The 12552-nt window shown below is 72.1% G+C and carries 14 protein-coding genes; 8 read left to right on the top strand and 6 right to left on the bottom strand.

The genetic code is table 11. The features are described 5' to 3' along the window. Positions 1–30: 30 nt before the first annotated feature. Positions 31–1251, bottom strand: coding sequence for an FAD-dependent monooxygenase (locus ACFZBU_RS14910; protein WP_391583956.1), 1221 nt, complete (start codon positions 1249–1251; stop codon positions 31–33). 102 nt (positions 1252–1353) lie between these two features. On the opposite strand from ACFZBU_RS14910, the gene ACFZBU_RS14905 reads away from it, so the two are divergent. The 3 genes from ACFZBU_RS14905 to ACFZBU_RS14895 all read left to right on the top strand — a co-directional run bounded on the left by ACFZBU_RS14905 (position 1354) and on the right by ACFZBU_RS14895 (position 3729). After that, positions 1354–1932 (top strand): TetR/AcrR family transcriptional regulator C-terminal domain-containing protein, encoded by a 579-nt coding sequence (locus tag ACFZBU_RS14905; protein WP_391584345.1) that lies wholly within the window; start codon positions 1354–1356, stop codon positions 1930–1932. A 284-nt stretch (positions 1933–2216) separates the two neighbouring features. Continuing rightward, positions 2217–2681: a hypothetical protein gene (locus tag ACFZBU_RS14900; protein ID WP_391583955.1), complete on the top strand. Its 465-nt coding sequence runs from the start codon at positions 2217–2219 to the stop codon at positions 2679–2681. Positions 2682–2808: 127 nt separating this feature from the next. Then, positions 2809–3729 carry an aminoglycoside phosphotransferase family protein gene (locus tag ACFZBU_RS14895; protein WP_391583954.1) on the top strand — a complete coding sequence of 307 codons (921 nt, stop codon included), beginning with the start codon at positions 2809–2811 and terminating at the stop codon, positions 3727–3729. A gap of 261 nt (positions 3730–3990) precedes the next feature. Here the strand turns inward: ACFZBU_RS14895 and ACFZBU_RS14890 are convergent, their stop codons facing one another. Next, positions 3991–4812, bottom strand: coding sequence for an NAD(P)H-binding protein (locus ACFZBU_RS14890; protein WP_391583953.1), 822 nt, complete (start codon positions 4810–4812; stop codon positions 3991–3993). Between the two features lie 157 nt (positions 4813–4969). On the opposite strand from ACFZBU_RS14890, the gene ACFZBU_RS14885 reads away from it, so the two are divergent. The 4 genes from ACFZBU_RS14885 to ACFZBU_RS14870 all read left to right on the top strand — a co-directional run bounded on the left by ACFZBU_RS14885 (position 4970) and on the right by ACFZBU_RS14870 (position 8254). Next, the gene (locus ACFZBU_RS14885) at positions 4970–5575 is read left to right on the top strand and encodes a TetR/AcrR family transcriptional regulator (protein WP_391583952.1); all 606 of its coding nucleotides are present in this window, start codon (positions 4970–4972) and stop codon (positions 5573–5575) included. A gap of 270 nt (positions 5576–5845) precedes the next feature. Beyond that, positions 5846–6196, top strand: coding sequence for a YciI family protein (locus ACFZBU_RS14880; RefSeq protein WP_391583951.1), 351 nt, complete (start codon positions 5846–5848; stop codon positions 6194–6196). A gap of 5 nt (positions 6197–6201) precedes the next feature. Next, complete coding sequence (locus ACFZBU_RS14875) at positions 6202–7569, top strand: RNA polymerase sigma factor (RefSeq protein ID WP_391583950.1); 1368 nt, start codon at positions 6202–6204, stop codon at positions 7567–7569. 52 nt (positions 7570–7621) lie between these two features. Then, complete coding sequence (locus ACFZBU_RS14870; protein ID WP_391583949.1) at positions 7622–8254, top strand: maleylpyruvate isomerase family mycothiol-dependent enzyme; 633 nt, start codon at positions 7622–7624, stop codon at positions 8252–8254. Positions 8255–8359: 105 nt separating this feature from the next. On the opposite strand, the gene ACFZBU_RS14865 is transcribed toward ACFZBU_RS14870, so the two are convergent. Next, complete coding sequence (locus ACFZBU_RS14865) at positions 8360–8650, bottom strand: type II toxin-antitoxin system RelE/ParE family toxin (RefSeq protein ID WP_391583948.1); 291 nt, start codon at positions 8648–8650, stop codon at positions 8360–8362. 354 nt (positions 8651–9004) lie between these two features. Between ACFZBU_RS14865 and ACFZBU_RS14860 the strand changes: the two genes are divergently transcribed. Beyond that, positions 9005–10228 (top strand): acetyl-CoA C-acetyltransferase, encoded by a 1224-nt coding sequence (locus ACFZBU_RS14860; RefSeq protein ID WP_391583947.1) that lies wholly within the window; start codon positions 9005–9007, stop codon positions 10226–10228. Positions 10229–10253: 25 nt separating this feature from the next. Here ACFZBU_RS14860 and ACFZBU_RS14855 read toward each other — a convergent pair whose 3' ends face one another. The 3 genes from ACFZBU_RS14855 to ACFZBU_RS14845 form a co-directional block, all read right to left on the bottom strand. Continuing rightward, the gene (locus ACFZBU_RS14855; RefSeq protein WP_391583946.1) at positions 10254–10985 is read right to left on the bottom strand and encodes a hypothetical protein; all 732 of its coding nucleotides are present in this window, start codon (positions 10983–10985) and stop codon (positions 10254–10256) included. Next, entirely contained in the window at positions 10963–11676 is a 714-nt protein-coding gene (locus ACFZBU_RS14850) for a TetR/AcrR family transcriptional regulator (RefSeq protein ID WP_391583945.1), read from the bottom strand. Before ACFZBU_RS14850 ends, ACFZBU_RS14855 begins: the two co-directional genes overlap by 23 nt. 103 nt (positions 11677–11779) lie before the next feature. Next, entirely contained in the window at positions 11780–12361 is a 582-nt protein-coding gene (locus ACFZBU_RS14845; protein ID WP_391583944.1) for a MerR family transcriptional regulator, read from the bottom strand. Between the last annotated feature and the right edge of the window lie 191 nt (positions 12362–12552).

Genomic DNA, 12552 nt, shown 5'->3' with positions numbered 1-12552 from the left:
CCGAGCCCACCCGGGTCCGCCGGACCCGACCTACGCGTCGTCGAGGTCCGGGTAGTTCGGGAGTTGCCGGTCGCCGCCTCGGTCCGTCTTCGAGTGGCGGGCGACGAGATCGGGGACGCGCAGGAAGCAGGCCAGTGCGGCGGCGGAGTGGAAGGCGTCGATGGCCCACTTGTTCCTGGGCATGGCCAGGCGCAGGAGATGCGGCTTGACCGTGGCCTGGATCTCGTCGACGAAGGGCCGCAGTGTGGTGTCGTAGTTCGCCAGGGCCCGGGGCAGATCATGGGCGTGCCGGCTGATTTCGCCGGCCAGGACGTATGCGCCGACCAGGCCGCCGGAGACGCCCATGCCGCTGAAGGGGGAAGCGCAGTGTGCGGCGTCCCCGACCAGGACCACCCGCCCCTTCGACCAGGTGTCGGTGCGTACCTGCACCACCTCCTGGGAGTAGAAGTCGTCGGCCGTCTCCATGCCTTCGAGGAAGCGCTCGGTCTGCCATCCCGCATCGCGGAACCTGTCGGCCCAGAACGTCTTGCGGCGTTCGATCGACTCCCGGTGGACGGCTGAGGACTCCTTGGAGTCCTCCCGCAGGATGAAGTAGACCTGAGTCTCGGTCGGGTTGTGACTCCGGCGCATGATCATCCGGCCGGGGGCGTGGTAGGTGTCCCGGATGTCGGTGTCCGTCGCGATGCGTGGGACGAACCAGTAGGCCATGTGGATGCCCACCCGCCAGTAGGGGTCCGGAGCGCCGGGCGGCAGGATGGCCCGCCGCAGGCGCGATCCCTGCCCGTCCGCGCCGACCAGGAGATCGAACTCGCCCGAAGTGCCGTCCGAGAAGTGGGCGACCACTCGCTTCTCGTCCTGCTCGAATCGGTCCACGCTCACGCCGAAGACGTGGTTCACGTCCTCCTTCGTCGCATCGTGGAGGATGCGCACCAGGTCACCGCGCATGATCTCGTACTCGGAGGTCAGCGTCTGCCGGCCCCGGCCCGAGGTGTTGGCCATGATCGTCGCCCTCGCCTTGCCGCGAGCGTCCACCATGGCCACGCCCGCCTCGTCCACGCGCCTGCTCCCGACGACGTCGAGGAGTCCCATGCGCCGTATGGCGTCGATGCCCTGGCCTCGAAGATCGACCTGGGCGCCGGTGGCCCGCAGCGCCGGGAAACGTTCGACGACGGTCACCCGGTGACCGCCTCGGACGAGCCAGTAGGCCAGCGCCTCTCCCGCGATCCCGCCGCCGCAGATGAGGACCTTCAAGGAGGGAGTTCCGGCTCCGCGTGTCATGGCAGAACCCACTTTCTATCGGTGATAGGTGGATTTACAGCGTCCACCTATCACCGATAGGTTGTCAACATGAAGATGAACCGCGAGACCGTCGTCGGCGAGGCGCTCGACCTGCTCGACGAGGTCGGCCTGGATGCCGTCAGCACGCGACGGCTCGCGAAGCGACTGGGTGTCGAGCAGCCGTCGCTCTACTACCACTTCCGGAACAAGAAGGAGCTGCTCGGCGCCATGGCCGAGGCCGCCATGAGGCCCCATGCGACGGCTCCGCTACCGGAACCCGACGACGACTGGCGTGACTGGTTCGTCGAGAACACGCGAAGCCTGCGCCGCACCCTGCTGATGCGTCGCGACGGTGCCCGGCTGCACGCCGGAAGCAGCCCCGGGGGCACCGACCTCGACCGCATCGCCCACAAAATGGCCTTCCTGATCGCCTCCGGCGTGCCCGAGCGAGACGCCCGGATGGCGATGCTGGCCGCCGGCCGCTTCACGATCGGCTCCGTTCTGGAGGAGCAGGCGGACGCCGACCCCGGTGACGGCACGGAACAGCCCGCCGTGCCGCCGATCGAGCACGAGTCGGCGTTCGAGGAGGGACTGGCCCTCATCCTGGACGGCCTGGCGAACCGCCTGGGCGAAACCGGCCCCGCGACCCGTTGAGCCACCGGGGCCGGCCGGGCCCGTCGAAACGGCGGTGTGGCAGGCCGCCGGCCGACTGCCGCGGTCCGATCGCCGGCCGCCACGGGCCGAGGCGCCATACGCCGGCTCGGCTCGGCCCGCCCTGCTCCGGGCGGATCGGCCCGGCAACGGCAACCGGCTCGACCGCATGCCATCCACCGCGCAAGCCGCACCGGGCCCGGGCTGTGCGGAAATCCGCTCGCCGTTGTCGGTGGGCTTGCCTACGCTCGTGCCATACCACGCGACGACACCTCGGGGGAACCCTCATGAGCATGCCGAACTACACCCAGGACCCACTGGTTCGCCTCGACCGGCACCGGATCGAGTTCACCACCTACCCCGGCGACCACGCCGCACTCGGCTTCGTCGCCACCCGTGCGACCTGCTCGTGCGGCACCTGGGCCTCGAACCGACCCTGGGAGCGCAGCGATCACCTGCGCGCCTTCGGTCGGCACATGAGCGACGTCCAGGTCATCGCGCACACCGTGCCCGGTGCCTACGCGCAACTCGCGGTGGTCCCGTTGCGCTGCGTCGACGCCGAGCACGCCGCGGCCGTGGTCCGCGACTGGCCCGAGGCGCAAGACGCCGAACACGGCCTGTTCAGGCGCGAGGAGACCGTGTTCATCGCCTACCGGGACGGCGAATTCCCGTGCTCCGTCGCGGTCTGGGCACACCTTCAGGGCCACGTGAGCGACGTATACGCCGGTCGCCTGTTGCGGGACGTGGCCTGACCGCGGCCGTCGATGCGCAACAACCGGCCGGGTGAAACCATGTCTTGACGCCCGCCCGGCAGCCGGGCACCGCCGTCACCTCCTTCGTACCCGCGTGAAATCCGGCCCCACGAAGGAGAAACCCCCTGTGAGCACCCCGATTTCCGTCGACGTCCCCACCACGTTCGTCGAGTCCTACGGCCGCCAGGGCGCCTCCGCCCGCGCCTGGCTCGACGCGCTGCCGGGACTGGCCGCGGACCTGCTGGACCGCTGGACCCTGTGCCCGGACGGCCCCACCGCGCACGGCATGGCCGCGCTCGTGCTGCCGGTGATCCGCGCGGACGGCACCCCCGCCGCGCTGAGGCTTCGGCAACCCACCGAGGACGACGCCGGCGTCGCCCTGGGCCTGCGCACCTGGAACGGCGACGGTGTCGTGCACCTGCTCGACCACGACCCGGACTCCGGCGCGATGTTGCTGGAACGGCTGGACGCGAGCCGCACCCTGTCCGCGGTGCCCGACGACGACGTCGCCATGCGCACGCTCGCCGAGTTGGCGGCGCGCCTGGTCGCGGTCCCGGCGCCGCCGGGGCTGCGGCACCTGGCGCAGATCGCCGCCGACATGCTCGACCGGGCGCCGCACGCGGTGCCGGCTCTGCGCGACCCCGCCGAACGGCGCCTGGTGCGCACCTGCGCGAGCGCCGTCGCCGAGTTGATCGACGAACCCGGTGACCGACTGCTGCACTGGGACCTGCACTACGACAACGTGTTGGCCGCCGACCGCGAGCCGTGGCTGGTCATCGACCCCGAACCACTCGCCGGCGACCCGGGGTTCGAGCTGTGGCCGGCGCTGGACAGTCGGTGGGAGGCCGTCGTGGCCACGGGCGACGCGACCCGCACGCTGCTCCGCCGCTTCGACCTGCTGACCGAGGTGCTGGATCTGGACCGGCGGCGGGCGGCCGGATGGACGCTCGCTCGGGTGTTGCAGAACGCGTTGTGGGACATCGAGGACGGTCGAAGCACACTGGAACCCGCACAGGTCACCCTCGCCGAGGCGCTGCTCGGGCGGTAGTACGCGACGGCGCGCCCGACCGCGGCCCGCCGGACCGCCGGCGCGAGCCGATCCGCCGGGCGGGGACGGTGGGCGACGGGCCGTGGTGGTGCGCCGGAGACGGGGACGGAGATGGTGGGGTCGGGCAAGTGCCCGGTGGACGCGGTCGGTTCCCGTGGTCGGTCGAGGCCGGCCGGAACGGGCCGTCCGGGGCCGCCCATTGGAGCAGCCCGCGCTACGAATCCGACGACGAGCCGTGCCCGGCGACCGCGGCCCGCCCGGTCAGCGGAAGGCCGCGACGTGGCGGGCGGCCCAGTCGGCGAAGGTGCGGGCCGGGCGGCCGAGGATCCGTTCCACGTCCGAGCCGACGGCCTGCTCCGCGGGAGTGGGCGTGCCGAGGATGGCGAGCGTGGCGTCGGCCACGGGCTCGGGCATGACGTGCAGGAGGCCGGCGCGGGCCTCGTCCCGGGTCTGCTCGACGAAGCGGACGGGCTCGCCGAGCGCACCGGCCAGCACCTCGGCACGCTCGCGCGGTGACAGGGCTCGGGGACCGGTGAGTTCGTAGGTGCGCCCGTGGTGACCCTCCTCGGTCAGGACGGCCACCGCCACGTCGGCGATGTCGGCCGGGTCGATCGGGGGCAATGCCACGTCGGCGAACGGGGCGGCGACCTCGCGCCGGGTCCGGACGCCCTCGATCCACTGGAAGGTGTTGGTGGCGAAGCCGCCGGGGCGCAGCACGGTCCAGGCCATGCCGGACTCCTTGACGGCCCGCTCGAAGGCGACCGGATGTCCGTAGGCCTCCGGTCGGGTGCCCGCGCCCTGCGAGGACAGCAGCACGACGTGCCGCACACCCGCCGCCGCAGCCACCTGGAGGACACCCTGCGGGTCGTCGCCGGCCACGAGCAGGAACAGCGCCTGCGCGCCGACGAGCGCCTCGGTCAGGCTCGCCGGGTCGGCGAGATCGGCGACGTGGTGCCGGACGCCGGCGGGCGGCTCGCTGGTGGGGGCGTTGCGGGAGACGGCGACGACCTGCCGGCCGGCGGCGGCGAGCTGCTCGGTGACGGCGCGTCCGACGTTTCCGGTGGCGCCGGTGATGACGATCATGAGGTTCCCCTTGTGTTCGTGTGCGGGTGTTCCGTGCGGGTGTTCGCGGGCGGGTGTTCGTGTGCGCGTGCCGCGGAGTGCCTGGTGAGTGAGTTAGTTGACTAACTAAGAAGGACGCTAGCAAGCGGGAGGGCCGCTGTCTATATTTGTTAGTGAGATGACTGACTCAGTGCAGAAGAAGAAGAGCCGGCGCGGAGCCGAGTCCGGACCCGGCAAGCGGGAGCGGCTGGTCACGGCGACCGCGCGCGTGCTGCATCGGCAGGGCGTGGAGCGGACCACCCTGGCGGACATCGCGACCGAGGCCGACGTGCCGGTGGGCAACGTCTACTACTACTTCCGGACCAAGGACCAACTCGTCGAGGCCGCCATCGGCGACCACGAACGGCAACTCCGCGAGCTGATCGCGGCTTTGGCCGAACTGCCCACCCCCCGCGAGCGGTTGCGGGCGCTGGTCGGCGGCTGGGTGGAGCAGCGCGAACTGGCGGTGCGGTATGGCTGCCCGTTCGGCACGCTGGTCTCCGAACTCGACAAGCGCGAGGACGACCTGGACCGCCGCGCCGCCGAGGTGATGCGCCGGCTCCTGGCCTGGGCCGAGGAACAGTTCCGGGCGATGGGCCACGACGCGGACGCGCGCGAGCTCGCGCTCTCCCTGATCGGCGCCTACCAGGGCATGTCCCTGCTCACCAACACCCTTCGGGACCCGGAGATCATGGTCGGCCAGGGCCGGCGCCTCACCGCGTGGATCGACTCCCTGGCCGGCTGAGCGGCCCGGTCGATCCCGCACCCGAGCGGCCCGGTTTCGATCCGGTGAACCCGCCGCCCGGCGGAGGCGGGGCGTCGGCGGCCGGGGGAGGCTGTCGGGGACGACGACGGTGTCGGTCGAGCCCGGCTCGACCGGGCTCGACCTGGGTCCGTCCGGATCGGGTCGAAAAAGTTTTTGCGGGCCTGTCGATCCGGCCGCTGCTCGTTCGTCGTCATGGTGTACGGCAACCCGCCGGACGCGGAAACGACAGGACAGAGCAGGAGTCGGACCATGAAGTACATGTTGTTGATCCACAGCGGCGCGATCGACGCGGACGGCGGAGCCGCCGAGTGCACCGTCGAGGACTGGATGGCGTACGACAAGGAGGTCAAGGACGCGGGGATCTTCGTGTCCGGCGAGTCGCTCGCGGACCTGATCACGGCGACCACCGTCCGGGTCGATCCCACCGGTGATCGGACCGTGACGGACGGGCCGTTCGCCGAGACCCGCGAGGTGCTCGGCGGCTTCTACGTGATCGACGTGCCGGACCTCGACGTCGCGCTCGACTGGGCCGCGCGTTGCCCCGGTGCGCGCGGCACCGGCGCGGTCGTGGTGCGGCCGATCGCCGACTTCGCGGGCTGACGGGCATGGACGAGCGAGCCGCCGGTTCCGAGGCGCCCCCGGGAGTACCCGGCGACGGGCCCGCCGAGGGGGGCCGGGGTGCGTCGGTGGATGCGTCCGTCGAGTCGGTGTTCCGGGAGGAACGGGGTCGGCTGCTCGCATCCCTCGCCCGCCGCTTCGGGGACCTGGACCTGGCCGAGGAGGTCGCGTCCGAGGCGATCGAGGCGGCGCTGGTGCACTGGCCCGTCGACGGCGTGCCGGACCGGCCGGGAGCCTGGCTGCTGACCACGGCGCGGCGCCGGGCGGTCGACCGGTTGCGTCGGGACCGCACGTACGCCGCCCGGCTGGCGGTATTGCAGGTGGAGGCGGATCGGGCCGATCCCGCGCCGCCGGCGGATGCCGGCGACGACCTGCCCGACGAGCGACTCCAGCTGTTCTTCACGTGCGCCCACCCCGCCCTGCCCGCCGAGGACCGCGGCGCGCTGACGCTGCGCTGCCTCGCCGGGCTGACCACGCCCGAGGTGGCCCGGGCGTACCTGGTGCCGACCGCGACGATGGCCCAGCGGATCGTCCGGGCGAAGAAGAAGATCCGCGAGGCGCGCATCCCGTTCCGGGTGCCCGGTGCGGACGAGCTGCCGGAGCGCGTGCCGGGTGTGCTCCAGGTGATCTACTCGATCTTCACCGAGGGCTACACGGCCAGCTCCGGCCCGCACTTGCAGCGGCTCGACCTCGCGGAGGAGGCGATCCGGCTGGCGCGGATCCTGCGCCGGTTGTTGCCCGCCGAGCGTGAACTCGCCGGGCTGCTCGCGCTGATGCTGCTGATCCACGCGCGGCGCGCGGCCCGGACCGATCCCGACGGCGGCATCGTGCTGCTCGACGACCAGGACCGGGGTCGATGGGACCGGGCGATGATCGAGGAGGGTCGGGGCCTGGTGGTCGCCGCGCTGAGCGGCGGCCCGCCCGGGCGGTACGGCGTGCAGGCCGCGATCGCCGCGCTGCACGACGAGGCCGCGAACGTGGCGACCACCGACTGGCCGCAGGTGGTGGCCTTGTACGACGTCCTGCTCGTTCTCACCCCGTCGCCGATCGTCGCGCTCAACCGGGCCGCGGCGGTGGCGATGCGGGACGGCGCGGAGGCGGGCCTGGCGTTGCTGGACGAGCTGGCGGACGAACCGAGGCTGCGCGGCTACCACCCCTTCGCGACCGCCCGGGCGGATCTGCTGGGCCGCCTCGGTCGCCGCGCCGAGGCGGCGGCGGCCTACCGCGAGGCGCTGGGCCTGGCCGGTACCGAACCCGAACGGGCACACCTGCGACGCAGGTTGCGGGCGCTCGGGGAGCCCGGAGAGGCCGCGGCGCCCGAGGGCTCCGAGGCGGATGCGACCGACGACGAGTGACGGCCGCATGGCCGACCCGAGCACAACATCTGCGACCCGAGGAGAACCGGACATGGACCGCAACCAGATCCTTGCATGGGTACAAGCGGAACGACTGAGCCTCGCCGATCTCTTCGACGACCTCGACGAGCGGGAGTGGGCAGCCGCCTCGCTCTGTGCGGGATGGACGGTGCGCGAGGTGGCCGCCCACCTGACCACGTCGACGCGTACGACGCTGCTGGACATGATCAAGGGCGCGATTCGGGCCCGGGGCGACTTCGACCGGATGGTCGCCGACGAGGCCCGGGAGTTGGCCGTCCGGTTCACCCCGGCGGAACTGGTCGCGCAGATCCGGGAGACCGCGGGTTCGGCGCGTCGGGCGCCGATGGCCGCTCCGCTGGATCCGCTGGCCGACGCGCTCGTGCACGGACAGGACGTCGCCAGGCCGCTCGGACGCGTGCGCACGATGCCCACCGAGCCGGCGCTCGCGGCGCTCGGCCATGTGTTGACCAGCCCGTTCTACGGTGCGCGCAAACGCTTCCGGGGCACGCGCGTGGTGGCCACCGACGCGCAGTGGTCGGCGGGCAAGGGTCCCGACGAGATTCGTGGCCCCGCCGCCGACCTGCTCCTCCTGGCCACGGGCCGCCCGGCCGGCCTCGACACCCTCTCCGGGCCGGGGTTGCAGCGGGTCGCGGCGACGCTGTAGGGCGAGCTTGTGCGGGCGAAGTCGCGCGGGCCGCGCGGTGAGGGGGTGCGCGCCGGCCCGGGAAACGGACGAGTCGGGCGAGCGGCCGGGGACCGGCGGGTGGGGCTATTCGTCGGCGTCGCCGAGGAATTCCATGCCGTCCAGGACGGTCACCACGACGACGACCATGACCCCGCGCAGCACGCCGTACTCGATCAGCAGCGCCGGGGCGACCATCGCCTGCCGGGTGTCGTCGTCGGGGCCGATCGGGGCGGACGCCTTGGTGTAGGGATTGCGGGCGAGGACCCGGAGTGCCTTGGTGAGCTGCTCGCGGCGCTCGGGCGGAAGCGAGTCGCGAACGGTGGCCGCCGTTTCGGTGTACTCCACGCGGTACGGGCCGCTCGGATGCGCCTTCACGGTGCCCTCCTTCCCCTGCCGTTCCGGTCTGTGCCGTTTCGGTCCGTGGCGTTCCGGTCCTGAGGGGACGGTAGCCGGTGCTCGACGCGGTGACCAGATCGGGGGCGGATCGACGGCTCCGGGGATGCGGTCGCCGGCCGTCGATTGTCAAGCATCGGCGCGTGGGCGTCGGGTGGGGCTCGGGTCGTGCGGGTCCGGCCATTCCGGCCATTCCGGCCATTCCGGCCATCGGGGCCTTTCCGGGGGGAGATGTGCGGTTGGCGGGCGCGGCCTCTGGTCAAGATACCGACCAGTCGGTACCTTCACGAGGCGTGGGCGTCGCGACCCACTCACTCTCACAGCAGGGATTCCGTCATGCCCGAAGCAGTCATCGTCTCGACCGCCCGTTCGCCGATCGGCCGCGCGCTCAAGGGTTCGTTGAAGGACGTCCGGCCCGACGACCTGGCCGCGCTGATGGTTCGGGCCGCGTTGGACAAGGTCCCGGGCCTGGACCCGCACGACATCGACGACCTGATGCTCGGCTGCGGCGGTCCCGGCGGTGAGCAGGGCTTCAACATGGGCCGCAACGTCGCGGTCATGCTGGGCATGGACCACCTGCCCGGGACCACCATCACCCGCTACTGCTCGTCGTCGTTGCAGACCACCCGGATGGCGATGCACGCGATCAGGGCGGGCGAGGGCGACGTGTTCGTCTCGGCCGGCGTCGAGTCGGTGTCCAGGGCCGCACTCAAGGGCAGCAGCGACTCGCTCCCCGACACCCGCAACCCCCTCTTCGCACCGGCCGAACTGCGCTCGGCCGAGCGGTCCGGCGCCGGGACCGCGCCCTGGACCGATCCGCGCGAGGAGGGTGTACTCCCGGACGTCTACATCGCGATGGGCCAGACCGCCGAGAACCTCGCGCGGTACAAGGGCATTTCCCGGGCCGAACAGGACGAGTTCGCGGTCCGCTCGCAGAACCTGGCGGAACGGGCGATCGCGGACGGCTTCTGGGCCGAGGACATCACGCCGGTCACGCTCGCGGACGGCACCGTGGTGAGCAAGGACGACGGTCCGCGTGCGGGCACCACGCTGGAGGGCATCTCCGGGCTCAAGCCGGTCTTCCGTCCGGACGGCACGGTGACGGCGGGCAACGCGTGCCCGCTCAACGACGGCGCCGCCGCGGTCATCGTGATGTCGGACACCAAGGCGCGCGAGCTGGGCCTGACCCCGCTCGCCCGGGTGGTCTCCACCGGGGTGACCGGGCTGTCGCCGGAGATCATGGGTTACGGCCCGGTCGAGGCGTCCCGGCAGGCGCTGCGCAACGCCGGTCTCACCGTCGCCGACATCGACCTGGTGGAGATCAACGAGGCGTTCGCCGCGCAGGTGATCCCGTCGTACCGGGACTTGGGCTTCGACCTGGACAAGGTCAACGTCAACGGCGGCGCGATCGCGATCGGCCACCCGTTCGGGATGACCGGCGCGCGGATCACCAGCACGCTGATCAACTCCCTGCGGTGGCACGACAAGCAGTGGGGCCTGGAGACCATGTGCGTCGGCGGCGGCATGGGCATGGCCATGGTCCTCGAACGCCTGAGCTGACCCGACCACCGGTCCGATCCAGGCTTCAGTGGTGATTCGGGTCGGCGGTGTCGTGCGGGCCGGAGCGGCGGGGGCGGTACTGCTGGGCACCCTTGCGGTCGCGGACGGCGATTCCCAGGGTGCGCAGTCCGTCCAGCGCGTGCTCGGCCGCCCCGGCCTGCTTGTCGGTCAGGGCCCGCTTGCGGGCGCGGAGCAGGGCATGGGCGGCCTCGTTGAGGTCGGGGGTGCCGTCCACCCAGGTGGTGAACTCCGCCTCGCGCGGGTCGGTGATGCCGCGCCACGGATAGTCGAACCGGGCGAAGGCGTCGTGCAGGTGGCCGGTGGGCAGGTCGGTCGCCTGGACCCGGGCGAGTTCGGTCTCGCTCGGGTCCAGGGCGACCAGGTCCCGGCCGTCGGTGAAGACGGCGTGGATCCGCTCGCGAAGTATGTGCAGTCCGGAGCCGTCCCGATGGATCGCGACGTGGTCCTCGGCCACGGTCACCACCGGGCTCTCCCGGCGAGCGGCCGCGGCCATCCAGGCCCCGAGGCCCGCGCCGAGCACGGACAGGGTCGGTACGGCCCAGTGCGTGGGCAGCCGTGCGGCCGGCCGCAGCGGGCCGGGTGCGGAGCCGACCAGGTCGATCAGCCAGTCCACGAACGGCGCGACCGCGAACCCGGCGCCGAAGCCGAGCAGTGTGCTGCCGACACCGATCAGCCAGAGCCACACCGACGGCATCCGCACCGTGACGGCCTGCTCATCGGGCTTCGTGTGGCCCATGCCTTCTCCTTGTCCTGCTCGGCTTTGCTTCGTTCGGTGCTGTCTCGTCCGGGCCTGTCTCGGCCGGTTTCGCCCTGTCCGGTCCTGCCTCGTCCTGCCCTGGTTCGGGCGCGGGCGCCAGGTAGCGCGCGACGGTGCGGCGTAGTGCGGGCGTGGCATCCCGGTCGGGAGCGGCGCCCAGGTACACGGCGTCGACCACGGTCTGGATCCACCCGGCTGCCTCGTTCGGGTCCAGTGCCGTGTCGATCGTGCCGTCGGCGATGCCGCGGGCGATCAGGCGGGCCAAGCCGTCCCGGACGACCGCCTCGGTCCGGGTGACGACCTCGACCAGTTCCGGATCCCGGCCGACCTGGCGCAGCAGCTCCACGAGCAGGCCGGCGGCGCTCGGGTCGCGGGCGTCGGCGGCGAGTTCGGTGACGAGTTCGACGATCGCCTCGGCCGGGTGTTCGGCATCGGCGAACCGGGCGATGCGTTCGTGGGACAGCGGTAGGTCCCGTGCGAACACGGCGCGGAACACCGCCCGCTTGTCCGGGAAGTAGTAGAAGACGCTCGCCGCACTGAGACCGGCCGCACGAGCGATGTCGGCGACGGTCGTCGGCTCGAACCCCTGTTCCGCGAAGAGCCTGGCGGCGGCGAGCGTGATCGCTTCGCGGCGCTGGGCGGTGCGGCCGGGGTCCACGGTGCGGGGCACTGTGTTGCCCTTCGATTCGATGACTGATCGGTCAATCGAAGAATAGCAGGCGGGCTCTCTTCGGGGGTGTGCGGCGGGCGGACAGGGATCGGGGCGGTCGGGCTCAGGGGGTGGGCGGGCCGCAAGCAGTCCGGGTATCGGGCAGGGCGGCTTCGGTGGCGGTGGGGGTCGTGGTTTCGGTCCCCGTCCCGGTCGTGGCCTCCGTCGCCGTCTCGTTCTCGGTCTCGGCCTCGGCCTCCGACTCGATCTGCGCCCGGGGCATCGCCGGTGTTTCCGTTTCCGTCGCCGCCTCGCTCTCCGTTTCCGTCCCGGCGAGATAGTCCTCGTAGACGCCCACCTTGTAACCGATCAGGTCGAGGCACTTGTGCAGCTGGTCGATCTGGGCGGCTATCCGGGACTGGTGTTCGCGGAGGATGGCCAGTCGGGCGCGTTCGGTGCCCTCCCCGGCGCGGGCCAGTTCGGTGTAGTGGCGGATGGCGGGGATGGGCATGCCGGAGCCGCGCAGGATCATGCACATGTTCAGCCAGGCGATGTCGTGTTCGGCGTACACGCGTCGGCCGGCCGGGTTGCGGCGGACCGGATTGGCCAGGATGCCCTCGCGCTCGTAGAAGCGCAGGGTGTCGATGCTCAGGCCGGTGCGGGTGGCGACCTGGCCGATGGTCAGGTCCTCGGGGGTGTCGGTCACGGGTCTCAGGATGGGACTTGACCTGGAGTCGAGTCCAGCTCGTAGATTTCCGGTCGGGAACGCGTCCGCGTCCGGGAGCCCGGGCGCACCCACGGCGATTGCCCGCCCCCCATCCGGACGGCCCGTGCCCGGCGCGGTGGGGCGGCCGCGGGATCGCCCACCCGGCGGGCCGCCCGGTCGCCGGCCCGTGG

Origin of the sequence: Embleya sp. NPDC008237 (assembly GCF_042956465.1) — a bacterium.
In the GTDB taxonomy this organism is placed as follows: Bacteria; Actinomycetota; Actinomycetes; order Streptomycetales; family Streptomycetaceae; genus Embleya.
The sequence above is the reverse complement of the archived record's forward strand: the minus strand, read 5'-3'. Positions and strand labels throughout refer to the sequence as shown.

Bases quoted from the DNA above. Each gene is read 5' to 3' on its own strand.
- ACFZBU_RS14905 (WP_391584345.1), top strand. From the start codon at position 1,354: ATGAACCGCGAGACCGTCGTCGGCGAGGCGCTCGACCTGCTCGACGAG.
- ACFZBU_RS14900 (WP_391583955.1), top strand. From the start codon at position 2,217: ATGAGCATGCCGAACTACACCCAGGACCCACTGGTTCGCCTCGACCGG.
- ACFZBU_RS14890 (WP_391583953.1), bottom strand. From the start codon at position 4,812: ATGATCGTCATCACCGGCGCCACCGGAAACGTCGGACGCGCCGTCACC.
- ACFZBU_RS14885 (WP_391583952.1), top strand. From the start codon at position 4,970: ATGACTGACTCAGTGCAGAAGAAGAAGAGCCGGCGCGGAGCCGAGTCC.
- ACFZBU_RS14880 (WP_391583951.1), top strand. From the start codon at position 5,846: ATGAAGTACATGTTGTTGATCCACAGCGGCGCGATCGACGCGGACGGC.
- ACFZBU_RS14875 (WP_391583950.1), top strand. From the start codon at position 6,202: ATGGACGAGCGAGCCGCCGGTTCCGAGGCGCCCCCGGGAGTACCCGGC.
- ACFZBU_RS14870 (WP_391583949.1), top strand. From the start codon at position 7,622: ATGGACCGCAACCAGATCCTTGCATGGGTACAAGCGGAACGACTGAGC.
- ACFZBU_RS14860 (WP_391583947.1), top strand. From the start codon at position 9,005: ATGCCCGAAGCAGTCATCGTCTCGACCGCCCGTTCGCCGATCGGCCGC.
- ACFZBU_RS14855 (WP_391583946.1), bottom strand. From the start codon at position 10,985: ATGGGCCACACGAAGCCCGATGAGCAGGCCGTCACGGTGCGGATGCCG.